General features: G+C 54.3%; 16 protein-coding genes. 12 read left to right on the forward strand and 4 right to left on the reverse strand.

From position 1 onward, the window contains the following. Positions 1-21: 21 nt before the first annotated feature. Entirely contained in the window at positions 22-3,612 is a 3,591-nt protein-coding gene (locus tag LCM31_RS09560) for an indolepyruvate ferredoxin oxidoreductase family protein (RefSeq protein WP_224869517.1), read from the forward strand. An 82-nt stretch (positions 3,613-3,694) separates the two neighbouring features. Here LCM31_RS09560 and LCM31_RS09565 read toward each other — a convergent pair whose 3' ends face one another. Both LCM31_RS09565 and LCM31_RS09570 read right to left on the reverse strand, forming a co-directional pair. Beyond that, entirely contained in the window at positions 3,695-4,396 is a 702-nt protein-coding gene (locus LCM31_RS09565) for a ChrR family anti-sigma-E factor (RefSeq protein WP_224869519.1), read from the reverse strand. Positions 4,397-4,402: 6 nt separating this feature from the next. Next, positions 4,403-5,023: a sigma-70 family RNA polymerase sigma factor gene (locus LCM31_RS09570; protein ID WP_224869521.1), complete on the reverse strand. Its 621-nt coding sequence runs from the start codon at positions 5,021-5,023 to the stop codon at positions 4,403-4,405. A 221-nt stretch (positions 5,024-5,244) separates the two neighbouring features. Here LCM31_RS09570 and LCM31_RS09575 point away from each other — a divergent pair, with 221 nt between their 5' ends. The 8 genes from LCM31_RS09575 to LCM31_RS09610 all read left to right on the forward strand — a co-directional run bounded on the left by LCM31_RS09575 (position 5,245) and on the right by LCM31_RS09610 (position 11,898). After that, on the forward strand, positions 5,245-5,691 hold the full coding sequence (locus LCM31_RS09575; protein ID WP_224869523.1) for a nuclear transport factor 2 family protein: 447 nt from the start codon (positions 5,245-5,247) through the stop codon (positions 5,689-5,691). Further along, positions 5,688-6,476, forward strand: coding sequence for an SDR family NAD(P)-dependent oxidoreductase (locus LCM31_RS09580; protein WP_224869525.1), 789 nt, complete (start codon positions 5,688-5,690; stop codon positions 6,474-6,476). Before LCM31_RS09575 ends, LCM31_RS09580 begins: the two co-directional genes overlap by 4 nt. Further along, positions 6,476-7,768, forward strand: coding sequence for an NAD(P)/FAD-dependent oxidoreductase (locus LCM31_RS09585; protein WP_224869527.1), 1,293 nt, complete (start codon positions 6,476-6,478; stop codon positions 7,766-7,768). The genes LCM31_RS09580 and LCM31_RS09585 overlap by 1 nt, the downstream gene beginning before the upstream one ends. Beyond that, entirely contained in the window at positions 7,768-8,505 is a 738-nt protein-coding gene (locus LCM31_RS09590) for a DUF1365 domain-containing protein (RefSeq protein WP_224869529.1), read from the forward strand. Before LCM31_RS09585 ends, LCM31_RS09590 begins: the two co-directional genes overlap by 1 nt. 50 nt (positions 8,506-8,555) lie before the next feature. Next, a complete protein-coding gene (locus tag LCM31_RS09595) occupies positions 8,556-9,971 on the forward strand; it encodes an SAM-dependent methyltransferase (protein ID WP_224869531.1) in 1,416 nt (471 codons plus the stop codon). Beyond that, positions 9,971-10,564, forward strand: coding sequence for a DUF2878 domain-containing protein (locus tag LCM31_RS09600; protein ID WP_224869533.1), 594 nt, complete (start codon positions 9,971-9,973; stop codon positions 10,562-10,564). Before LCM31_RS09595 ends, LCM31_RS09600 begins: the two co-directional genes overlap by 1 nt. Before the next feature lie 38 nt (positions 10,565-10,602). Beyond that, a complete protein-coding gene (locus LCM31_RS09605; protein ID WP_224869535.1) occupies positions 10,603-11,340 on the forward strand; it encodes a hypothetical protein in 738 nt (245 codons plus the stop codon). 162 nt (positions 11,341-11,502) lie between these two features. Continuing rightward, positions 11,503-11,898 carry a glycine zipper family protein gene (locus LCM31_RS09610; protein WP_222228466.1) on the forward strand — a complete coding sequence of 132 codons (396 nt, stop codon included), beginning with the start codon at positions 11,503-11,505 and terminating at the stop codon, positions 11,896-11,898. A gap of 157 nt (positions 11,899-12,055) precedes the next feature. Here LCM31_RS09610 and LCM31_RS09615 read toward each other — a convergent pair whose 3' ends face one another. After that, entirely contained in the window at positions 12,056-14,812 is a 2,757-nt protein-coding gene (locus LCM31_RS09615; RefSeq protein WP_224869537.1) for a cytochrome c peroxidase, read from the reverse strand. Between the two features lie 1,398 nt (positions 14,813-16,210). Between LCM31_RS09615 and LCM31_RS09620 the strand changes: the two genes are divergently transcribed. Beyond that, positions 16,211-17,095 carry a hypothetical protein gene (locus tag LCM31_RS09620; protein ID WP_224869538.1) on the forward strand — a complete coding sequence of 295 codons (885 nt, stop codon included), beginning with the start codon at positions 16,211-16,213 and terminating at the stop codon, positions 17,093-17,095. A gap of 93 nt (positions 17,096-17,188) precedes the next feature. Here the strand turns inward: LCM31_RS09620 and putA are convergent, their stop codons facing one another. After that, positions 17,189-20,335, reverse strand: coding sequence for a bifunctional proline dehydrogenase/L-glutamate gamma-semialdehyde dehydrogenase PutA (putA, locus tag LCM31_RS09625; protein ID WP_224869540.1), 3,147 nt, complete (start codon positions 20,333-20,335; stop codon positions 17,189-17,191). A 149-nt stretch (positions 20,336-20,484) separates the two neighbouring features. Between putA and LCM31_RS09630 the strand changes: the two genes are divergently transcribed. Together LCM31_RS09630 and LCM31_RS09635 are read left to right on the forward strand one after the other, a co-directional pair. Beyond that, positions 20,485-20,988, forward strand: coding sequence for an Lrp/AsnC ligand binding domain-containing protein (locus tag LCM31_RS09630; RefSeq protein WP_222228462.1), 504 nt, complete (start codon positions 20,485-20,487; stop codon positions 20,986-20,988). 25 nt (positions 20,989-21,013) lie between these two features. Continuing rightward, positions 21,014-21,955 carry a DMT family transporter gene (locus tag LCM31_RS09635; RefSeq protein ID WP_224869542.1) on the forward strand — a complete coding sequence of 314 codons (942 nt, stop codon included), beginning with the start codon at positions 21,014-21,016 and terminating at the stop codon, positions 21,953-21,955. Positions 21,956-22,015 lie beyond the last annotated feature (60 nt).

Genomic DNA, 22,015 nt, shown 5'->3' on the forward strand with positions numbered 1-22,015 from the left:
AAAAAACAATAAACGACGCTGATGACCCGTATCTGGGCCCGCGTCGCGGTCAATGTAGCCGACAGTACGAGAAAAGGTATCCCCACGATGGCGATGGTTGAGAGCGATCTGGAACTGGGTTTTGATAGCGAATATTCGCTCAAAGCCGCATTTACCCGTGATAGCGGGCGTGTGTTTCTGACCGGTATTGATGCCCTGGTGCGCTTGCCACTGATGCAAAAGCGCCTGGATGAGCAAGCCGGCCTGAATACGGCAGGATTTATTTCTGGTTACCGGGGGTCTCCTCTGGGCGGCTACGACCAATCCCTGTGGCGCCACAAGAAGCTACTGGCGGGCCGGGACATCCATTTCGAGCCAGGTATCAACGAAGATCTCGGTGCCACCAATATCTGGGGTACCCAGCTGCTGGATCACTATCGCAAACAGGCAACGCGCGATGGTGTCTTCTCGATCTGGTATGGCAAGGGGCACGGTGTCGACCGCAGTGCCGACGTGTTTCGCCAGGCAAATATTCAAGGTACCTCTCGACACGGCGGTGTTCTGGCCCTGTGCGGGGACGATCACACCGCTGAATCCTCGATGTTCTCCCACAACACCGATCAGATCTTTGAATCGGTGATGATGCCGTTGCTGTTCCCGGCGACGATCGATGAATACCTTACACTGGGGCTCGCGGGCATTGCGCTTTCCCGTTTTTCCGGCCTTTGGGTTGGCTTCAAAACCATTACCGAGACCGTGGAGTCCGGTGCTTCCGTTATGGTGCCGTCGCTTCCGAGCTTTGCCGCGCCCGAAGGTTTCCCGATTCCGGTACACGGTCTCAATTATGATCCGCATCTGAACTGGCCGGCGGAGCGCATGGAATACGAACGCCGCATGCTGGAGGAGCGGCTGCCGGCGGCACAGGCTTTCGCCTATGCCAATGGTTTGGACAAGAATCTGGTCGAGGCGCCCAAGAAGCGTTTCGGCATAGTCACCGTTGGTAAGGCCCATGGTGACCTTTTGGAAGCGCTCAAGCTGTTGAACCTCACCGAGCAGGATCTGCTCAATGCGGGAATCTCCATTCGCAAGATTGCCATGACTTGGCCACTCGAGCCCCGTGGCATGAGTGAATTTGCGGAAGGTATGCAACGTATTCTGGTGGTGGAAGAGAAGCGTCCGCTGGTAGAGGATCAGATCAAGAACCTGTTTTATGCCTGGGAAGATGCGCGGCGTCCCAAAGTTGTGGGTAAGAAAGATCTGCAAGGCAACGACCTGTTGCCGGCGATCTGGGGCTTTGGGCCCGACCAGGTAGCGAAGGCAATCACACGTTGGTTGGCGGATACCGAACTGGCCGAAAAGCTGATTCCGCTTGCAGAAAAAATTGGCGATTCCACCCCCTGCAAAGTGGGCGGTTTACTGGCCCGTGAGCCGATTTTCTGTGCGGGCTGCCCGCATAATTCCTCGACCAAACTGCCGGAAGGAAGCACGGGTAGTGCCGGTATTGGCTGTCACATTATGGCCCTCGGCAAGGGGCTGCGTACCGATACCTATTCCCATATGGGCGGCGAAGGTGCGCACTGGGTGGGGCTGCACCGCTTCTCCAGCGACAAGCATATTTTCCAGAATATGGGCGACGGTACCTATAACCACTCTGGACTGCTGGCCATTCGTCAAGCGGTGGCAAGCAAAATCAATATTACCTACAAAATATTGCTGAACGACGCGGTTGCGATGACCGGCGGGCAGCCCACCGATGCAGAGGTTACGGTGCCCACGCTCTCCCGCCAGTTGTTGGCGGAAGGGGTAGGACGCGTGTGCCTGGTCAGTGAAAACCCACACCATTGGCGCACCCATAACGATCAGATACCACAAGGTCTCGAAATCTTTCACCGCGATGAACTCGACGCGGTACAGCGGATGCTGCGCGAAACCCCCGGGGTTACCGCAATTATTTATGAGCAGGTATGTGCGGCGGAGAAGCGACGTCGGCGTAAGAAAGGCCAGATGGATGATCCTGCGCGCCGCCTTCTGATCAATCACCGCGTGTGCGAGGGGTGTGGCGACTGCAGTGTGCAGTCCAGCTGTATCGCGGTAGAGCCTTTAGAAACGCCGTTCGGCCGCAAGCGCCAGGTCAATCAGTCGAGCTGTAACAAGGATATGCGCTGCGCCGATGGCTTTTGCCCGAGCTTTGTCAGCGTTGAAGGCGGTGAGTTGAAGAAGCCCGAATTGACCACGCTGGCTGAAGCGATCGACGCTGCCAGTGCAAACTTGCAAGCCGCACCTGCGCCGGAACTGGCGCAGCCGCTGAATATCCTGGTTGCCGGTATCGGCGGCAGTGGGGTGCTTACCGTAGCCGCGCTGCTCGGAATGGCGGCACATCTGGAAGATAAAGGTAGTACCACCCTTTACTTTACCGGGCTCTCGCAGAAAAACGGCGCTGTTGTGGCGCATGTAAAAGTTGCGGGTGCGCCGGATGAAATCACCACCGCGCGAATTCGCGATGGTGCCGCCGACCTGCTGCTGGGCTGTGACATGGTCACTGCCGCGGGGCAGCGGGCCAAGTTTGCTAACGGCTCAATCAAGGCATTAGTGAATACTGCAGAAATTCCGGTTGCGGCATTTGTACGTAACAATGAACTCGCTTTTCCGGCCGATGCCACCACCGACAGTATTCGCTCCGCTGCGGGCGAATACTTTGCCTTTGATGCGAACCGCTATGCCGAAGCGCTGTTTGGCGACGCCGTTGCTGCGAACCTGATGATGCTGGGCTACGCCTGCCAGAAAGGTTTGTTACCGGTTGGCCGCGCTGCGCTGGAACAGGCTGTGACGCTCAATGGCGTGGCGGTAGAGAACAATCTCCGCGCTTTCCGCGCTGGCCGTTTGCTCGCGGAAAATCCGGCCGCCATTGAGCAGCTGTTGGCGCCAGAGCAGGCAGTGAAAGTCGTGGAGCCAATGGAAACCACCCAGCAGCTGGTGGCTCGTCTGGCGGCGGAGTTGGCCGAATACCAAAACGCGGCTTACGCTCGCAAGTATTCCTCCGCAATCGAAGCACTGCGTAGCGCGGAGTCACGCATGGGTAGCAGCGGCTTCCCGGTTACTGAAGCCGCCGCGCATAGTCTGTACAAGGCCATGGCCTACAAAGATGAATATGAAGTGGCCCGCCTCTATAGCAGCGACACTTTCAAACAGCAGCTCGAAAATACATTTAGTGGCGATTACAAACTGAAGTTCCTGATGGCGCCGCCACTACTTGCGCGACCTGATTCAAGCGGGCGGATTCGCAAGATTGCCCTGGGTTCATGGATGACCCGTGTGCTGCCACTATTGGCCAAGGGCAAAGTCTTGCGCGGTACGATACTGGATATATTTGGCTATACCGCGGAGCGCCGCGGCGAGCGCTGCTGGGCGCGAGAAGTCCGCGATACCGTGCTCGCCGTCGCTGGAAACCTGTCGGTGGCGAATGTCGATCAGGCGCAGGAACTGATGTCGCTGCCACAGGATGTACGCGGCTACGGTCATGTGCGGGCCCAGAAGATGGATCAAATCAATGAGCGTTGGCGTGAACTGAAATCACACTTCAGTGCGGGCAAGACTGGCTCCCGCGTGCCGGGTATGCTGACATCTGAGCGCTGATTTAATTCAGTATGCTTAACGCAAAACGCCCGGCTAAAGCCGGGCGTTTTGCGTTGTAAAGTCTGCCTGTTGTGCCTGTTGTTTATTGGGGCTTCAGTGACAGGAATGGATTCATCATTCTGCCCAGAAGTCCGGTCAGTGCTACCGGGGCTTCGACAACCGACAGACACAGACACTCCTGATCTTGGGTCGCAGTAGGGCGGTGGACTTGGCCAGGCTCGCGCACCAGGAAATCGCCTGTGGAATACACGCCTTCGCCGTCAGAAAAACTACCGTACAGAACCAGAGTGATTTCTTTGCCGCGGTGGTCATGTTCCGCCACCTTGCTGCCGGGAGCAATGCGATGAAACGATACTTCCAGTTCATTCTGGCCTGTCTTCAGGCGGGCTTCCTTCAGGCCTTTGGAGAGCCGGCGCCACTTGAGAACCGGGTTCTGGGCCAGCAACTTCTTGACCACTGGCGGTACCGCAGCGAAAGCCGGGTCGCGAGAGGTGCGCTCTCTGACGGCTTTGGCTGGTACCGCCGGCTCCTCATGCTCCTCGTTCTCCCGGGCTTCGATGCGCTGCATAAGATCACCAAAGATCGCGCTATCTTCGCGTTCCACGGACGCGACGGGTGCGGATGCCGAGAGCAGGTTACCGCCAACGTTATTGAGCATTTTCATTTGCGCCGCACATTGTGGGCAAAAATGAATATGCGCCGAAACTGCCAGGCTTTGTGCCCAGCTTAAACTGCCGCTGGCGTACTCAAGCAGCATATTGTTGTCGGGATGGTAATGAATCATAGTGCCCTACCTGACAAGTGTGCTTTGAAGTTTTTTCAGGGCTAACCGCACACGCGACTTGACGGTGCCAAGGGGTAGCCCCAACTCTTCTGATATTTCGCTGTGGGATTTGCCTTCCACATAGGCCTTTTCGATCACATGGCTCTGTTCCGGGGGCAAGCTCTGAAGGCCCTGTGCGATCGCACTCTGATTGCGCGATTGCTGCAAGAACACCAGAGGCTGCTCATCCTGACTATCGTCCCAGATGTCTTCAACACTCAGGCTCTCGTCGGTCACGGGCTGCCGGCTGTTACGCCTCAGTGCATCGATACGACAGTTCCGCATTATGGTGAAAACCCAAGTACTGGCAGACGCCTTGCCCGGGTTGAAGGTGGGTGCCTTGGTCCAAACCCGGAACATGACTTCCTGAATCAGTTCATCGGCGGCCTCAGGAGCCGAACTCTGGCCTCCGCGGCTGAATTGGAAACCTCGAATGAGGGGCGCGAAGTGGCTGAACAGCTGCTCAAACGAGGCTCGGTCACGTTCACGACCGACGCGAACCAGCAAATTGCTCCATTCGTCGTCCCTGGTTTTCTCAGATGCCTGCACAGTAGCGGCACTCCCCCGGTTGATGTAGTTCACGGCCATGATAGCGAAACCTGACTCCATATTCTGCGAAATAGCAGTTTCCTTAAGCTTGTTACGCTCTTAGTCCCGCTCTGGATCACCAAAAAGAAGAATTTTCTGCCAATTAAGAGGCTATCTGTGCCAATCACGGACTATTGTGCGGTAATCCGAACCGTAGAAAGACGCGTAAATAGAGGAAGCTAATTGTTCATGACGTAATTTGACTCAGAAGGAAGGCGAAAATGACAGCCGCAATCGAGCGTCTCAAATCGCTGTACTCAGACTTTTTGGCCGCTGACCCGGCCGCGATCGCCAGCGTGTATGCGCAGGATGTCGTGTTTAAGGATCCGGTGCATGAGGTGCGCGGGCTGGAGGCTATGCAGAAATATTTTGCCGGAGTGTCACAAAACCTGCAGGAATGCCGATTTCAGTTCGATTTCGCTGTGCAACAGCAGGGTAGGGGCACTTTGTGGTGGACAATGTATTTTCGCCATCCACGCCTTGGTGGTGGGAAGTTGCTGGAATTACGCGGCGCGAGCCTAGTGGAAATCGATCCAGTCAGTGACCGGGTTGTGAGTCACGAGGATGTCTACGATCTGGGGGGCATGGTGTATGAGCATGTGCCTTTATTAGGCAGTGTTGTTCGCGGTGTTAAGCGACGACTCGCAGAGAACGGGAGCGCATCATGAGTGATTCCCAAGAGTGGTGTTCAAAACTCAATATTTGGGTGACAGGCGCCGGTTCGGGTATCGGTGCCGCGTTAGTGCGATTCCTCGTGGAAGAGGGCCACTATGTCATTATCAGCGGACGCCGCCGCGAGCCATTGCTGACGCTGCAGAAAGCCTCTCCCAAGCGCATCAGAGTACTTGCCTGTGATGTAGGTCAGGATGATTCGATTGCAGAAGCAGGCGCATTGTTACGAGAAATTACCGATCAACTGGACATGGTAATTGCCTGTGCGGGTACCTGTGAGTACGACGATGGGTTAACCTTGGATATCAAAAGCTACCGCCGCGTATTTGATGCAAACTTTTTTGGCGTGGTGAATACGCTGAGAGAATCATTACCGTTATTGAGCAACAGCCGGAAGCCTGTATTTGTTGCGGTAAGCAGCCTTTCCTCTGTCGTAGGTTTTCCCAGAGCGGAAGCCTATGGTGCCTCAAAAGCGGCTGTCGATTATTTTATGCAGTCGTTGCGTGCGGATACCGCTAACGTCTGTTTGCGCACCGTACTGGTGCGCCCTGGATTTATCGACACCCCGCTCACACAAGAGAACGACTTTGACATGCCGTTCTTAATGACCGCAGAACAAGCGGCAAAACGTATTTTGATCGGCCTGAAGGGCAATGCTTCGGTGATTGATTTCCCGAAAAGACTGAGTTGGCCGTTGAGACTTCTGGGGACGTTATCCCCGGTTTGGTTCAATCTGATCGCACCCCGTATGACAAGAATTCGAACGTTGAGGAAGGTGTAATGCGTATTGCAATTGTTGGTAGTGGTATCTCTGGGCTTACATCCGCCTATTTGCTCAATCAGAAGCATGACATTTCCCTGTTCGAAGCGGATTCCCGGCTCGGCGGGCATACGGCGACAATCGATGTTGAAGAGGGCGACAAAACCATCCCCATCGACACCGGATTCATCGTATTTAACGACTGGACCTATCCGAATTTCATCAAGCTGATGTCACAACTGGGTGTTGAGAGTCAGCCGACGGATATGGGGTTTAGCGTATCCGCCCTGGGAACAGGGCCAAATGGGCCTGGCGAATTTGTTAAAGACTTTGAGTACGCGGGTAACAATCTGAATTCCCTTTTCGCTCAGCGCCGAAACCTGTTGGATGGTGGGCATTGGCGGATGCTGCGAGATATCGTGCGCTTCAATCGGGATGCGGTCACAGACTGGAAGCGCGGCCAACTCAGTGAAGCAACTACTTTGGGCACATATTTGGATACCAATGGCTACTCTGCTGAATTTGCATCACGCTATCTGGTGCCTATGGGATCCGCGATCTGGTCCGCCAGTATGTCACGGATGCTGGATTTTTCTGTCGACTTTTTTGTGCGGTTTTTCTACAACCACGGTCTGCTGAATATCTTTAACAGGCCGCAGTGGCGAGTGATTCGTGGAGGTTCCAAGTCGTATATCGCACCGATGATCGAATCTTTCAAAGATCGCATTCATTTGAGCAGCCCCGTGCAGCGTGTTACCCGAGTGGGCCCGCATGTGCGGTTGGAGTACTCAAATGCGTCGGACGAAAAGCACACGCAGGAGTTTGATCAGGTGATTTTCGCCTGCCACTCGGACCAGACGCTTAACATCCTGGGCGATGCTTCCACGCCGGAACGTGAAATTCTGGGGCATATTCCTTACGAAAAGAATTCGGTAGTCCTGCATACGGATACCAGCCTGCTTCCTAAGCGACAGTCCGCATGGGCGAGCTGGAATTATCGGTTGCAGGGTGATGATGCTGCCTTGCCCGCGTTAACCTACAACATGAATATTTTGCAGCGTTTGGAGACTAGTAAGACCTACTGTGTCACTCTGAATGCAGACCACCTGATTGATCAGAGCAAGATTATTGGTGAGTACGAATATGAACACCCACAATTTTCCGTGAATGGAAATAGTGCCCAGGCGCGCTGGGGGGAAATCAATGGTGTGAATCGTACTTGGTTTTGTGGCGCTTACTGGGCCAATGGTTTCCATGAGGACGGTGTGGTAAGTGCTGTTCGTGTCGCGAAGGCACTGGGAGTCGATTTTTAATGCGTAGTGGTATCTACTCTGGTTGGATACAACATCGACGCTATGCGCCGAGAGAGCACCGGTTTCGTTATCGGGGCTTTATGATGTTTGCGTTTCTCGATGAACTTCCCGAGATACTTGCGCAGACACGATTGTGGTCGCGTTCAAAACTGGCCCCGGCGCGGTTCTGCCGAGAAGATTTTTACGGTGACCCAGAAGTGAGCCTAGATGAGGCTGTCAGGGCGAGGGTCGCAGAAGAGCTGGGAGAGCGCCCGCAAGGTCCCATCGCGTTTCTCGCGAACTGGCGTTACCTCGGCTATAACATGAACCCCATCAGTATCTACTACTGTTTTGACCGGTCTGGTGAACAGGTCGAGTCTCTATTGGTTGATGTACACAATACGCCGTGGAATGAGCGGCACGGATATGTTTTGCCCGTATCCGGGGGGCGTGTACAGAAAGCGGTATTCGATAAAATGCTTCACGTATCCCCGTTTATGCCCTCTAATCAGGCGTACCACTGGCGGAGCACCACGCCAGGCAAACACCTGACGGTGAGCATCCGCTCTGTCCAAGACGGAGAGTGCGTATTCGATGCGTGTATGGCCTTAGAACGGGAAGAAATTTCCGCGTCATCACTGATTCGGAAACTGATCCAGTATCCCTTATTTACCGTAAAGGTCATTGGCGCCATATACTGGGAAGCACTCAAGTTGTTGATTAAGAGGGTGCCTCTGTATTCGCATCCACAGACATGAAATTTTCTTCACCAAATTAAGAATCAAAGCCACCGGGAGAATTTTCGATCATGAGTTTGATGCACAAGAACGTCGCAAAAGCCATTCAGCCAGCGGTAGCTGCGAAAGAGGCTCAATCAATGACGAACGAATCTTCCGTAGCCGTCCAAGGCCAGCCGAATATCAGTTTGGTCAGGAACGGCAATACGCATTCTCAAGTGGCTGATGAAGCGAGAGCGGGGCAGCAAGTATACGCCCTCAATTGGTTTGAGCGCCTCGCACGCAAGCTGGTATTGGGGAAGCTCTCTGCAATCAGTATTGGCACACTCTATGTCCACGAAGTTTATGGTGAACATAAAATTTTCCAGTATGGTCAGACACCGGGGTTTTCGGATATCGAAGCGCATCTTCATGTTCGCTCTCCGGCCACCTACACCCAGGTGTTGATGAACGGCACCATTGGCTCTGGTGAAGCCTATATGGAAGGGGATTGGCACTCTCCGGATTTGGTGCAAGTCATACGTCTAATGGTTGCCAACCAGGATTTGCTGCAAAATCTGGATTCCCGTTGGGGCTTCCTGCAAAAGGCGGCGCTGCGTATATTACACCGACTCAATGCGAACTCGATCAATGGTTCCAGAAAGAATATTTCTGCCCACTATGACCTGGGTAACGACTTCTTTGGTCTGTTCCTCGACCCAACCATGCTGTATTCCAGTGCAGTATTCCCGTCCGAAGGTGCCAGTCTCGCAGAGGCCTCTGAATTTAAAATGGCTCGGATTTGCCGCAAGCTGCAGCTGAAGCCGACGGACCATCTGCTGGAAATCGGTACCGGCTGGGGTGGCATGGCCGTATATGCCGCGAAGCATTACGGTTGTCAGGTCACCACAACTACCATCTCCCGCGAACAGTATGAGCACGCCAAAGCGTGGGTGGAACGGGAAGGCTTGCAGAATCGTGTCACACTGTTGCTCAAAGATTACCGTGAGCTCAAGGGGCAATTCGATAAGATTGTCTCCATCGAAATGATCGAGGCGGTAGGGCACGAGTACTATGCGACTTTCTTTGGCCGCTGCAGTGCGCTGCTCAAGGAAGACGGCATTATGGTGATGCAGGCGATCACCATTCAGGATCAGCGGTTTGATGCCTACAAAAATAGTGTCGACTTTATTCAGCGGTACATTTTTCCGGGCGGCTGTCTGCCATCGAACCAGGTGGTGGCCAAGCATATCGCTGAAGATACCGATATGCAGATTGTGGGCCTGGACGATATTACCTTTGATTACGCCAAGACCCTGGCATCCTGGCGCACCGCGTTCTTTGAACATATCGATGAAATTCGTGCGCAGGGGTTCGATCAGCGCTTTATCAATATGTGGGACTTCTACCTGTGCTATTGCGAGGGCGGATTCCTGGAGCGTGTGATCAGTACTGCGCAGTTTACCTTCGCCAAACCGCGCTGCCGTAAGCTACCCCCGTTGCACTGATGTCTATTCCTTTGGTTCAGCAGGCCGAAAGCAGGCCAGTTCCGTTTTGGAAGATGCTGGTCAGTGGTTTGATATTTGAGGGAATCTGGCTCCTATGTGTGCTGGATCCCTCAACGCGTTTGGTGGTGGCATTCACACTGCTTAATTTAGCTTTCCATCTCTTTCTGTTCCATGGCTCCGCTCTTAGCCAAGGCACCCCGCCATCGGTTTTTCGCTCGCTATTGTGGCTGATTTCCATCTCCGTTGCCGGTATCGCCATGGACGCAATACTGTTCCGCACCGGGCTATTTATCTCCGATCCTTCACCGACAGTAGTGCCGCTATGGCTTGCCTGCCTGTGGCTGAATTTTGCACTCGCAGTCCGCTACGCCTTTGTCTTTTTGCATGGAAAGCTGTGGCTTTCTACCGTGTTTGGTTTTTTTGGCGGGCCACTCAGTTATTTGATTGGTGCAAAAATTGGTGGCGAGGTCGCACTGGCAACGCCTTTATGGCTGACCTTGTTGGTTCTGGGGTTTTTGTGGTGTGTGTTTTTACCGCTGATTATTCGTTTGTTACGTGTCACCCAGCCGCCCACACTCTCAGATTCGATATAGCTGGCTGTTTTTTCTTATGGAGTTGAAGGACGAGCTTCATGATTGCTTCCATATTCGTGTTTTCTCTCTCTGTTACCGGCTGCAGCGCTCCGCAAGCAGTGCTATCTGAAGCCAAAGTCGTCGGCCGGGCAACGCTTCCGGGGAGTGAGCAGGTTCAGTATTGCGAGTACTTTCTGCCCGGTGAAGATAACTGGCGAGTACTTTACTTCTCACCGAATGGCAGGAAGATCGCGGAAAAACGCGTGGAGTCACCGGGTGGGCAGGGCACCTTGCCTGCATCATCGCGTCCCAATGTGGCTCAGGAAGACTTTCGTCTCGGTGAAATCCGTGAGGCGGTAAAGCAGCAGGACCAGTGGCTGCTGCGGTATCGCCCCAAACAGGGCGCGAGATTGCAGGAGAAGCGGATTGCGGCAAACAAGGTGGATGTCGTTGATGCCGGGTTTGATGCCTTTGTGCGGTCCAATTATTCGGCGCTCGCACAAGGACAAACACTCGATTTTGGTTTTGCATCCCCTTTGCATGGCCGCGTAATCACCTTGCGTGCGCGCCGGGCCCCATGCGTTTCTAGCGGGCCGGATCTATGCATTGATGTGGAGTTGTCCAGTGGCTTCCTGCGTTGGCTCGCTGGTGGCAAAATCTATCTGGAGTATGGCGCGCCCACCGCCAGCGGGCAGGCAGCAGACCCTCCACGCCTGCTGCGTTTCAGCGGTACGGTGAACCTGTTGAACGACTCCGGGAAATCCCAGAACCTCGATATCCGCTACTTCTATCCGTAAGTTTCCCCGTTATTTAAGGCGAGTGATGGTCTTTATTCCCATGTAACTCACTCGCTTTTGCTATAAGCGCAGTGCCAGATATAGCGAACCGTCCTGACGCGTATTCCTACCATCGTCTAAACCTAAGAGGATACCGGCGACAATATGTGGTGAGGTGCGCCAATGAAGATTCAACTCGTGTTCGGCGTGATGTTTACCGCGACAACTGTTCTGGGGTGTGCCACCCAGCAGGAACAGGTCTACGGTGCCGGAAATATCGTCATCGACACTCAGGGCGTGAATATGCGCCAGTACCAGCTCGACCTGGCAGATTGCAAAACACTGTCCATGGCCGCACGCAATGATGCCGGTCGGCGTGGCTTCTCGCGCGCTGCAGGTGGTGCATTACTCGGTGGTGCACTGGGTGCCATCATCGGCGATAGCAGTAGCGCCGCTGCTGCGGCCGCAGGGGCTGGTGCCATCGTCGGTGGCGTCAGCGGGGTCGGCAGTGCCCATGCGGAAGAGGGCTACATCGCTCGAAACTGTTTACGGGGTCGTGGCTACCGGGTATTGAACTGAGTTTCTCAAACCAACTCCTATTCGGCACTCACAGGACTTGGCTTGCGCCGGGGGATTTATCCTCCGGCTTTTTTGGTTTTGAATATTTGGTTTTACATAGACAAAAAAGCCCGCACGTTTCCGCGCGGGCTTCATCAAGTGCATGAGCGACTAAGGATTAAGGTGCTGCGTAGGGCACTTCAATTTTGGACTTGCCATTGTTGTTGGCAATATCCATGTCGCAAGGCTCAGACAAGTCGTTGGCAAACCCGGTAACCTCTTCCAGCATTTCCTGGAAGGTAATTATGCGGGTTGTATTGCCATCGGCACCGACAGCGGCAATGTTCGCAAGTTTGGTACGACCTCGACCATCGTGGCCATTCGGTACACAAATTTGCGGATGGTCGAACTTGCCTTCCTGGTAGGCAGCGCCCCAGTCGGTCAAGCCTGTTTCCATCATTTCCACCATTGCTGCTTCGCGGTCTGCGCCTACATCCACAATACGCAATCCGGCGTCCAGGTTATGCAGGTTGAGGTTGGCCACACCGAAGCGCTTGTCATCGCTGAGGTCGAAGTCCACAACCGATTTGTAGAACTCCAATACCTGGCGCAGGTTCATTTTCGATCCATTGTGCATAAACGGACCGGTGAACTTGGTCATGCGAATGGTAGGTGTCTTAAAGAAGCCATTGCGCAATACGAGGTCATCACTCGGTACCGTCGGGTCGCACACCACCAGCCCCATTTCCGGATCACAGGCCAGGCTTATGGCAAACGGTTTGGCGGTAAGATCGTCTGGTGCCGTCGGAATTTGCACGCCACCGATACCGACGCCCGCCTGAAGACTGTCGGCAATCTTTTGCAGCACGGCCTTGGTTTCAGGACTGTCGTAAGGTGCGGGGAGAGCGCCTGGCAGCATGCCGATCAGTTGTGCCAGCTTTGCCTTGGATAGTGGGATTACACCGCCGTTGGTGGTGGTGATATTGTCGCCAACACTTAGGTCCTCACCGGTCGGACGAATTGCGAGATTGTAGAAGCCGGCATCATACACACCTTGGTTCTCGAAGGTATTCATGCGCTCTATGATCGCCGGCGGTTCTTCGCCGGCAGGCACAGGGTCGACTCCGAAGCCAGTAGTACCACTGATGGTCGCACCGGTAAACTCGGCAGAAATGTGGCACTCGGCACAGTTGGTTGCGCCAGCCTGGAAGCGTCCCATACCTTCATCGATATTCGCAATGGTGGCAGCCGCGGCTTCACATACACGAGAATCGTAGGGTGGGGCACATCCACCGATAGGTTCACCGGCCAGCAGCGTTCCACTTTCCGGTTGGTTGGGCGCGTTGGGGGCTTCCGAGCCAGTTTCGGCTTTTGGATGGATAAACTCGGCAAACTTCAGCGCGCATGAGTCGTACGCAGCAGTAGCTTCCAGTTCTGTAGTTGATGGTGGCAGCATTACCGAGCAGTCTTCGAACGAAACGCCGTCGCCGTCGGGCTGCAAACCGGTCCAGTCCATCACGACCATAAAGCGGCCATTAATCATCTGGAAGCTACGAGATGGTGCGCCTGCCGGCGGGCGGCTTTTACCTACGTCCAGACGAACCATGGTGCGGCCATCGGCACTAATGTGTTCAATAATGGTTTCTGGACCATTGTTGCCATCGGGGTCAGAATCGATCATTCCGCCGGCCATCAGGTCGACAATGGTATTGCCGGTAGTGAGCGTCGCCTCATAGGCCTGCACAGCGAGCCCCCAGAAGAGGTTGAAGTTAACCTCCATCAGGGTTCTGTTCTCGGAGCTATAGCCGCAATTGCTCATATCGACTTTCTGGGTGAAATTCGAAGCTTTTGTCAGGCAGACATCATTGCCGGCACCATCGCCCCAAAATTTCTCGAGGAAAATATCCTTGATAAAGTCGGAGTACAGATAACCATTAATTCCGCGCACCTGCTCTTCGGCTGGTGCACAGGCGGCCAACGAACCCAACAGGGAGTCATTACAGTTGACCCATTGACCGTAAAGTGGGGTCAAGTTCACCATTTTGCGGCCCAGGTTGTAGCCATTGCCACCACCACCGCTGCGATGAATAAATTCCATTTCAAAATCACTGCCGGTCGGGCCGACCGCTTGCGAGGCCAGTGAGGAGAATGGAATCAGTACGGAATGTTCTTGAGCATAGTTACCGCCGGAATACACCCGCAGTTTGGCATGAGGGTCGCGGAAACCCAATGTATTCACGCCGTTAAAGAACATATCCGCACGGCCATCCAAGAAGCTGCGCTGGTTAAAAATGGCGTTGTAAGTGGTTGGCGTGTTGCGCGGTTCAACCCGACGCACGGTATTTGGAAAGCCAGGATCCTTGTTTGGGAAACCATCAAAATGGTCGTCGCTATCGTCGAAGCCGTCATCAAGGTCTTCGAGAATACCCGCGTCCTGGATAGAGCCAGGGATCAGTCCGGTGAAGGTCGTTGCACGGACGCCCTGAGATGATACAACGTCGTTCACGTCGTCACCGGCGATGGCATCAAGCAAGGCACTATCGGCAAGAGCACCGGGTGTGCCATCTTCATGGTCTGGGGTGGCTCCAGCGCCGATTAGCGCACTTTCGCTGACGGGGAAACCCCGGGGTGAACTCAGACCGCCGTAGTCCATGACATCCAGTTTTTTGTTAACCCCCAGCAACTGGTGCGAGGTGTCACCGCGTTTCAAGCCAGGACTCATGCTGTTGACGGTACGGATATCGGCACCGGAATTGAAGTGGCAGCTCGCACAGGACTGCACGCCGTCACTGCCTACCTGCATATCGTAGAAGAACAGCTTACCGAGCTGCTGGAGGTCGGTGCGCTTATTGGGTTTGGTGATCTGCTCCCACTCGGCAGGATTGAAGCCATCGCCCTGGCCGTCCAGTAGGCCAAGAACGTTTACGTCAGGCACAGCGACTTTGCTGAGCGGGGGGACATCAGCTAAAGCGGGACCTGCAATCAGCGAAAGAGATAAACCCCAGGCGCCGCCTCTTTGCAAAAAAGCGCGGGCTAATGCTTTTCTCGTTGTGGGAAACGGTGTTCCGTTTTGGTCGGGTGGTGCGGTTGACCGTCCATCCTGTGGTGGACGGTAATCGCCTGTTCGGCAAGGCATGGCTAGATCCCTCTCGCTAGTTTTGCAGATCGGTTCGCTAATTGCCGAGCGATCTCCTTCGCTTAAATCGTCCTGAGCAAACCACAGCATTCATCCCGAAGCTGATCATTTTTTCGGCAATATTAGAAAAATAGGTTTCCGAGTCGCAGATGACAAATGTCCACGTAACGGTAAAGAGCGAGATATGAGAAGGAAGTGCCTGCTGGTGACCGGGACGTATGGGAAATTGATCTCATGGTCACATGTTGCATTGAAGCCGTGATAAAACTGAAGATCAGTGCAAATCGGTAAAAAATTTATGAAAAACAGCTGTTAGCAGCGTCATTACGTGGAAATTTTTTCGGTGATGAGGTAAGAATTTCTCCCATTAACAGACTGAGAAAAATTGAGAAATTTTTACGGTGTATTTGGCGATAACTCTGTTCTCGCAAATTTTTGTAATTGTTTTTGCGGCGTGTTGGGGGGGCTTTAGGGGCAATGTCAGGACGATTAGTGTTTATCGTCACTTTTCTATTCGCAATTAATCCGCGAAGTTCGCAAGAAAAGGCCGCGCGCTCCATGTGACCCTATTGAGTTAGTCCAAATTTCGATGTGTTTTCAGGAATTACCTCGGCACAAGTGCGAAGTGGCTCTTCGATAAGTACAGGAGTATTCGGCGTAGTGTTCAGCGTTTGATTACTGGCCGCAGGCCCATCTGGCACTTGCCCCATCATGTACGGTTGAGCGTTGCGCCGTCCCCCGCGATTTACCACTTTTTTCCTAGTGAATTAAAACTTCTCTCCTATGGCGAGCTGGATGGCTTCGTTCAAAAATCAAAGTCGATTGTTCGCAATTCGATCAGGTTGTACGAAATAAGATCAGTCTTTCAAGGTAAGACGACTAATTCATCCTGTGATGTTGTTTTTGCTGTCACACACCGGTTGGTTTTAATTAGCACGGGCCTTGTCTAATCAAGCAGTTTCACCGAACAAGTGAGTTTTCGGCGCTTGGGTATGAGGCATTTGGCACTTATGTGCGTGATCCGTCACTGGTATTGCGTATCGATGTTGAGCCGACTGGATGTCTCATTCCATCTGCCGCGGGCTCGGCGGGTAATCTGTGAATCACCAAAACCGGGTGTCGAACCACACCTGAATTAGTCGGTTTGCTTTGTCCGAGAAATGGACTTCCGGCTTGTAGATGTTCAAGGAGATATTCATGAAGGCGTATACCCCGATTGCCGCAGCAGTGATGTTTGCGGTGAGCTCAGTAGCTATGGCTGACAATAATGTGGCTACCCAGCTGCAGGAAGGGTTTTTGAATAGTGCCACTGCAGATCAGCACAGCCCCGACTCATCAAACAATTTCATTCTGCAAAAGCAGTACGGTTTTGCGAATATGGCTGATGCCACTCAGGACGGTACGGAAACCGGTAGTGCAATCTATCAGTATCAAGAGGGTGAGCTGAATATGGCCACTTCTGTTCAGGAAGATGGCTACGATAACCTTGCGAATGTGCGCCAGGTTGGCTTCCTGAATGAGGCTTCCACCTATCAGGCCTTTAGCTACGATACCTATGTGAAGGTTCGCCAATATGGTGGATTTAACTACGCGAATACAGATCAAACCTGGAGTAATTCCAGTGAAATTGCTGTTATCCAGCACGGCTACGGCAACAATGGGGCTGCTTCGCAGTGGGGTACATCGTATTCCAATATCAACATCGAGCAATATGGTCTGGGCAACAATGCCTATACCCTTCAAGTCGGTAGCCACGGCTCCGATGCGTACACATTCCAGTACGGTACTGGAAACAGCGCAGTTACGCTACAGAGTGCCTTCTACAGTGACTCTCTGATTATTCAAGACGGTGAGTACAACCATGCGATGGTGGATCAGATTGGTGTGGACCTGAGCCAGGCAACCTTGCAAGTCGGTGTTGGTAACTACGCATCAACAGTGCAGGCTGGTTACAGTCTAAATTCCATGACCACACAGGTGGGTGAGTACAACGTACATAGTACCCTTCAGCTGTTTGGCTTTGGCGATACCGCAATCGTGTTTCAGGCGGGTACCGCAAACGTAGGTGTGATCGTCCAGTAATTTTCTGGTCTGATTCCCGAAAAAAAAGGGCGCATTCTTATGAATGCGCCCTTTGTATTTTGGGTGGCAGTCAATGCGCGCTCGACTGAACGCTCACTGCCCGAGGGTAAATAGTTGAGTGTTGCCACCGGTGGCAACGGTGTTCACCGTTTTGGTTTTTTCGTTGCCAAAACGGAACAGGTAATGCGGTCCGCCTGCTTTGGGGCCGGTACCGGACAGGCCCATACCGCCAAAGGGGTTTACCCCAACCACGGCGCCCACCATATCGCGGTTTACATAGCAGTTACCGGCATCCACACGCTTGAAGATGGCACCGGCACGGCCCTCGATACGAGAGTGCAGGCCAAAGGTGAGTCCGTAACCCGTTGCGTTAATACGGTGGATGACGTCTTCCAGCTCCTCAGCCTTGAAGCGGACCACGTGTAGGAAAGGACCGAACACTTCGCGCTTCAGCAGATCGAAGTCTTTGATTTCCACCACCTGTGGGCCAAAGAAGGTGCCGTCTTTGGGCTGCTTGGCCCGGTCAAACGCAAACAGTGGATTGGCTTCTACAGACATGCGTTCGCGGTGTGCTTCCAGCAGGCCGAGCGCCTTCTCGTCAATTACGGGGCCGATGTCGGTTTCCAGCTTGGCTGGGTCGCCTAGAGTCAACTCTTCGCAGGCGCCTTTCAGCATGTTCAGCAGGTTGTCGGCGATGACGTCCTGCACACACAGTATGCGCAGGGCGGAACAACGCTGACCGGCGCTCAGGAAGGCAGACTGAATCACATCATCCACTACCTGCTCCGGCAGTGCGGTGGAGTCCACGATCATCACATTCTGGCCACCGGTTTCCGCGATAAGCGGCACGATGGGTCCGTCTTTCTCCGCCAGCTGTCGGTTGATGTGTTTTGCGGTTTCGGTGGAACCGGTAAACGCAACGCCGGCTACGCGCGGATCGTCCAGCAGAGGTTGTCCCACAGCGGCACCGGTACCGGTAATCAGGTGCAATACCTGGCTCGGAACGCCGGCCTCGTGCATCAGCTGGATTGCGCGTGCGGCAATAATTGGTGTTTGTTCCGCTGGTTTTGCCAGCACGCCGTTGCCGGCAGCCAGCGCTGCAACCACCTGGCCGGTGAAAATCGCCAGCGGGAAATTCCACGGGCTGATACAGACAAACACGCCGCGACCGCACAAACTCAGCTCGTTACTCTCACCAGTAGGTCCGGGCAGGGTAGTGGGGGTACTGAAATGCTTGCGCGCACCATTGGCGTAGTAGCGACAGAAATCGACGGCTTCGCGCACTTCGCTGATGCCATCATTTAGGGTACGGCCGGCTTCGCGGCAGATCATCGCCACCAGCTCGTCGGAATGTTGCTCATACAGGTCCGCGACTTTGTCGAGGATTTTCGCGCGCGCATTACCACCCAGACGGTCCCAGCCGCGCTGTGATTCTGCCGCGGATGCGAATGCTTGTTGAATCTGTTCGGCAGACGTATTTGCGGTATAGCCAACCAGGGCACCGGTCGCCGGATTGACTACGGGCAGGTCTGCACTGCCGGCAACACCGTCTACAATCGGGCCGCCGCTCCACATCATGCTCTCGCTGTTGGCGACAGTCTGCAGCAGAGGAGCGGCAGCAATTGGGTCGGTCAGCTCGATGCCGTGAGAATTTTTTCGGGGCAGGCCTTCATGGCCGAGATAGATGTCTGCCGGCACCGGAATTTCCGGGTGGCGGTATGGATTGCAGGCTTCACTTTGCTTGAGAGTGTCCTGTACCAGTTCGGATACTGGCGTTGCCTCGTCCATGAAACGGTTGACGAAAGAACTATTTGCGCCGTTTTCCAGCAGGCGACGAACCAGGTAGGGAAGCAGGTCTTTGTGCGCGCCTACTGGCGCGTAAACCCGTACCGGAACCGACTTACCGTGTACCGCCTCGATCTGGTCGTACAGCAGGTGGCCCATGCCGTGCAGGCGCTGGAACTCGTAATCGTTTGCGTCACCCGCCAGCTCGAGAATCAGGCCAACGGTATAAGCATTGTGCGTAGCAAACTGCGGGTAAATCGCGTCGCGGCCATCGAGCAGTTTCTTCGCACAAACCTGGTAGGACAGGTCGGTGTGGCACTTGCGGGTATAAACCGGGTAATCGGTCAGGCCCATTTGCTGTGCGTGCTTGATCTCGGTATCCCAGTACGCACCTTTCACCAGGCGAACCATCAGTTTGCGGCCGGTGTCTCGACCGAGCGCAATCAGCCAGTCGGCTACGTGCGGGGCGCGTTTCTGGTAGGCCTGCAAAACAAACCCAAGACCCTGCCAATTCTTCAGCTCCGGGTCACGGGCGAGAGCCTCAAAAATATCCAGCGAAATATCCAGGCGCTCAGCTTCTTCCGCGTCGATATTCAGGCCCATGTCGTATTTGGCCGCCGCCACACACAGGGCTTTCACCTGTGGCAACAGTTCGGACATTACCCGTTCCCGTTGCAGTTCACTGTAGCGGGGGTGCAGGGCAGAAAGCTTGATGGAAATACCGTTGGCTTCCACAACATCGCGCTTGGTGTTATCCGCGCCAATGGCTTCGATGGCCATCATGTAGGCATCGAAGTACCGTTGGGCGTCTGCCATGGTGCGGGCGCCTTCGCCGAGCATGTCGAAGGAGAAACGTGTGCCGGGTTTGTTTTCGGCCGGGCCGCGCTTCAGCGCTTCTTTAATGGTCCGACCGAGAACGTACTGGCCACCCATGATTTTCATGGCCTGCATCATGGAGGTGCGGACCATGGGTTCACCCATGCGGCTGACCAGGCGCTTCATCCAGGTGGAAGGCTTTTCCGTAATGTCCGGGTCCAGTTCAACGATGTTGCCGGTGAGCATCAGGCCCCAGGTCGACGCGTTTACGAACAGGGAGTCGGACTGACCGCGATGGCTCGACCAGTTCCCGGAATGCACCTTTTCGGCGATCAGTTTGTCTGCAGTGTCGGCGTCGGGGACCCGTAGCAGGGACTCTGCCAGGCACATCAATGCAACCCCTTCCTTATTGGAGAGTCCAAACTGCTGCAGGAATGCATCGAGAGTACCGCGCTTGCTGCGCTGTTCGCGGGACTTAACCACCAGATCGCTGGCGGTTGCCAGAATCTTCTCGCGCAGCGCTTCGCCAGGACGGGGGGCGGCCAGCAGTTCACTGACGCATTGGTTCTCGTCGGCGTGCAGGTATTCCCGTGCCTTCTGGCGTGCACTTTTGAGATCTCCGGAGAAGTGTGTGGGCATAGGTATTTCCTCGAAACTCCCTAGGGAAAATGTGGTCAGAATAAAAAACCGGATTATGTGGGAAACATCCCAGAATTAATCTCCATTTTGGAAAAAAGTGTGGTTAAATGTAGGGGTCATCCGGTTAATTACCAGTAGGGTATTTTGCTATGTCTCGGAAATTGGAAGATCTGGATCGTATTGACCGCCAGATTCTGCGAATTCTTCAGCATGCAGGCCGTCTTCCCAATGTGGAGCTGGCGCGCCGAGTCAATCTCAGCCCCACGCCCTGTCTTGAGCGGGTCAAGCGTCTGGAGCGTGAAGGCTTCATCAAAGAATATGTCGCACTGCTGGACCCGTTGAAGGTACACGCTGGCCTGGTGGTGTATATCCAGGTTTCTCTGACCGATACCGCCACAGAAGCGCTCGAAGCATTCAACAAGCACCTGTCTGGTCTTGAAGAGGTGCAGGAGTGCCATATGGTGGCTGGCGGTTTTGACTACCTGATCAAAATCCGTATTAAGGATATGCTCGGCTATCGCCAATTCCTCGGGGAAAAGCTGGCCTCGGTACCGGGTGTGCGGGAAACCCATACCTATGTGGTGATCGAGGAGGTGAAGACCGATACCTCTGTTGCCATCCCTGAACCGGAACCGAAAAGCGGCAAGCGCTGACCCTTAAGTCCCGGGAGGTCCTGTTATGGCGCTAACCGCCACGCAGAGCGCTGACGCCGATAACCGCCGCGCAACCCTGTTTGCGCTGGCGGCGGTGCTTTGCTGGTCCACCGTGGCCAGCGCCTTCAAGCTGTCGCTGCAGTATCTTTCACCCCTGCAATTGGTGACCATTGCGTCTGCCGTTTCCACTGTGTTTATGGCAGGGGTTATTGTGTGGCGAGGCCACACCGGGCAAGTCGCCCGTGCCTGGCGCCAATCCCGCGGTTGGTTTATCGCGCTCGGGTTCTGTAATCCCTTCCTCTATTATCTGGTTCTATTTAACGCCTACGAGTTACTGCCGGCACAACAGGCGCAGCCGTTGAATTACACCTGGGGCGTCGTGCTGGCACTGCTCTCGGTGCCGGTATTGAAGCAAACCCTGCGGCGCCAGGATCTGGTGGCGGGAATCGTGTGTTATTCCGGCGTCCTGGTGATCGCAACCCAGGGCAACTTTTCCGAATTGCGCTTTGAGCAACCCCTGGGCGTCGCTTTGGCGCTTCTCAGTACCGTTATCTGGGCCAGTTACTGGCTGCTAAACACACGTATCGGCGGCAACGCCGCAGTGAATCTGTTCCTGACGTTCTGCTGTGGCTTGCCTTGGCTCGCGGCTGCGGTCTGGTGGCAGGGCGGCTGGCAGTGGCCGCCACTGGCAGGGTGGGTTGGTGCTGTTTATGTCGGGTTGTTTGAAATGGGTATTGCCTTCCTATTGTGGCAGGCGGCGTTACTACACTGTGACAACACGGCGCGTATCAGCAACTACATCTATCTGTCACCGCCGCTGTCACTACTGCTGATTGCATTGTTGGTGGGTGAGCATATTCACCCTGCAACCATTGCGGGCCTCGGGCTTATTCTATTCGGTGTGGCCATTCAGCAGGGTGCCGTACGGCGTTTACTACTGCGGCGCCAGCCGACATCAAACAAATAAATAACAATAACGACGCTCGGTGAATAATTTTTCGAAGGGCGTAGAGCGATGAACGAGAAA

The sequence above is a fragment of the Microbulbifer agarilyticus genome, from assembly GCF_020171345.1.
GTDB lineage: Bacteria > Pseudomonadota > Gammaproteobacteria > Pseudomonadales > Cellvibrionaceae > Microbulbifer > Microbulbifer agarilyticus_D.

Bases quoted from the DNA above. Each gene is read 5' to 3' on its own strand.
- LCM31_RS09575 (WP_224869523.1), top strand. From the start codon at position 5,245: ATGACAGCCGCAATCGAGCGTCTCAAATCGCTGTACTCAGACTTTTTG.
- LCM31_RS09565 (WP_224869519.1), bottom strand. From the start codon at position 4,396: ATGATTCATTACCATCCCGACAACAATATGCTGCTTGAGTACGCCAGC.
- LCM31_RS09635 (WP_224869542.1), top strand. From the start codon at position 21,014: ATGGCGCTAACCGCCACGCAGAGCGCTGACGCCGATAACCGCCGCGCA.
- LCM31_RS09630 (WP_222228462.1), top strand. From the start codon at position 20,485: ATGTCTCGGAAATTGGAAGATCTGGATCGTATTGACCGCCAGATTCTG.
- LCM31_RS09590 (WP_224869529.1), top strand. From the start codon at position 7,768: ATGCGTAGTGGTATCTACTCTGGTTGGATACAACATCGACGCTATGCG.
- LCM31_RS09605 (WP_224869535.1), top strand. From the start codon at position 10,603: ATGATTGCTTCCATATTCGTGTTTTCTCTCTCTGTTACCGGCTGCAGC.
- putA (WP_224869540.1), bottom strand. From the start codon at position 20,335: ATGCCCACACACTTCTCCGGAGATCTCAAAAGTGCACGCCAGAAGGCA.
- LCM31_RS09595 (WP_224869531.1), top strand. From the start codon at position 8,556: ATGAGTTTGATGCACAAGAACGTCGCAAAAGCCATTCAGCCAGCGGTA.
- LCM31_RS09560 (WP_224869517.1), top strand. From the start codon at position 22: ATGACCCGTATCTGGGCCCGCGTCGCGGTCAATGTAGCCGACAGTACG.
- LCM31_RS09620 (WP_224869538.1), top strand. From the start codon at position 16,211: ATGAAGGCGTATACCCCGATTGCCGCAGCAGTGATGTTTGCGGTGAGC.
- LCM31_RS09600 (WP_224869533.1), top strand. From the start codon at position 9,971: ATGTCTATTCCTTTGGTTCAGCAGGCCGAAAGCAGGCCAGTTCCGTTT.
- LCM31_RS09580 (WP_224869525.1), top strand. From the start codon at position 5,688: ATGAGTGATTCCCAAGAGTGGTGTTCAAAACTCAATATTTGGGTGACA.
- LCM31_RS09570 (WP_224869521.1), bottom strand. From the start codon at position 5,023: ATGGCCGTGAACTACATCAACCGGGGGAGTGCCGCTACTGTGCAGGCA.
- LCM31_RS09610 (WP_222228466.1), top strand. From the start codon at position 11,503: ATGAAGATTCAACTCGTGTTCGGCGTGATGTTTACCGCGACAACTGTT.
- LCM31_RS09585 (WP_224869527.1), top strand. From the start codon at position 6,476: ATGCGTATTGCAATTGTTGGTAGTGGTATCTCTGGGCTTACATCCGCC.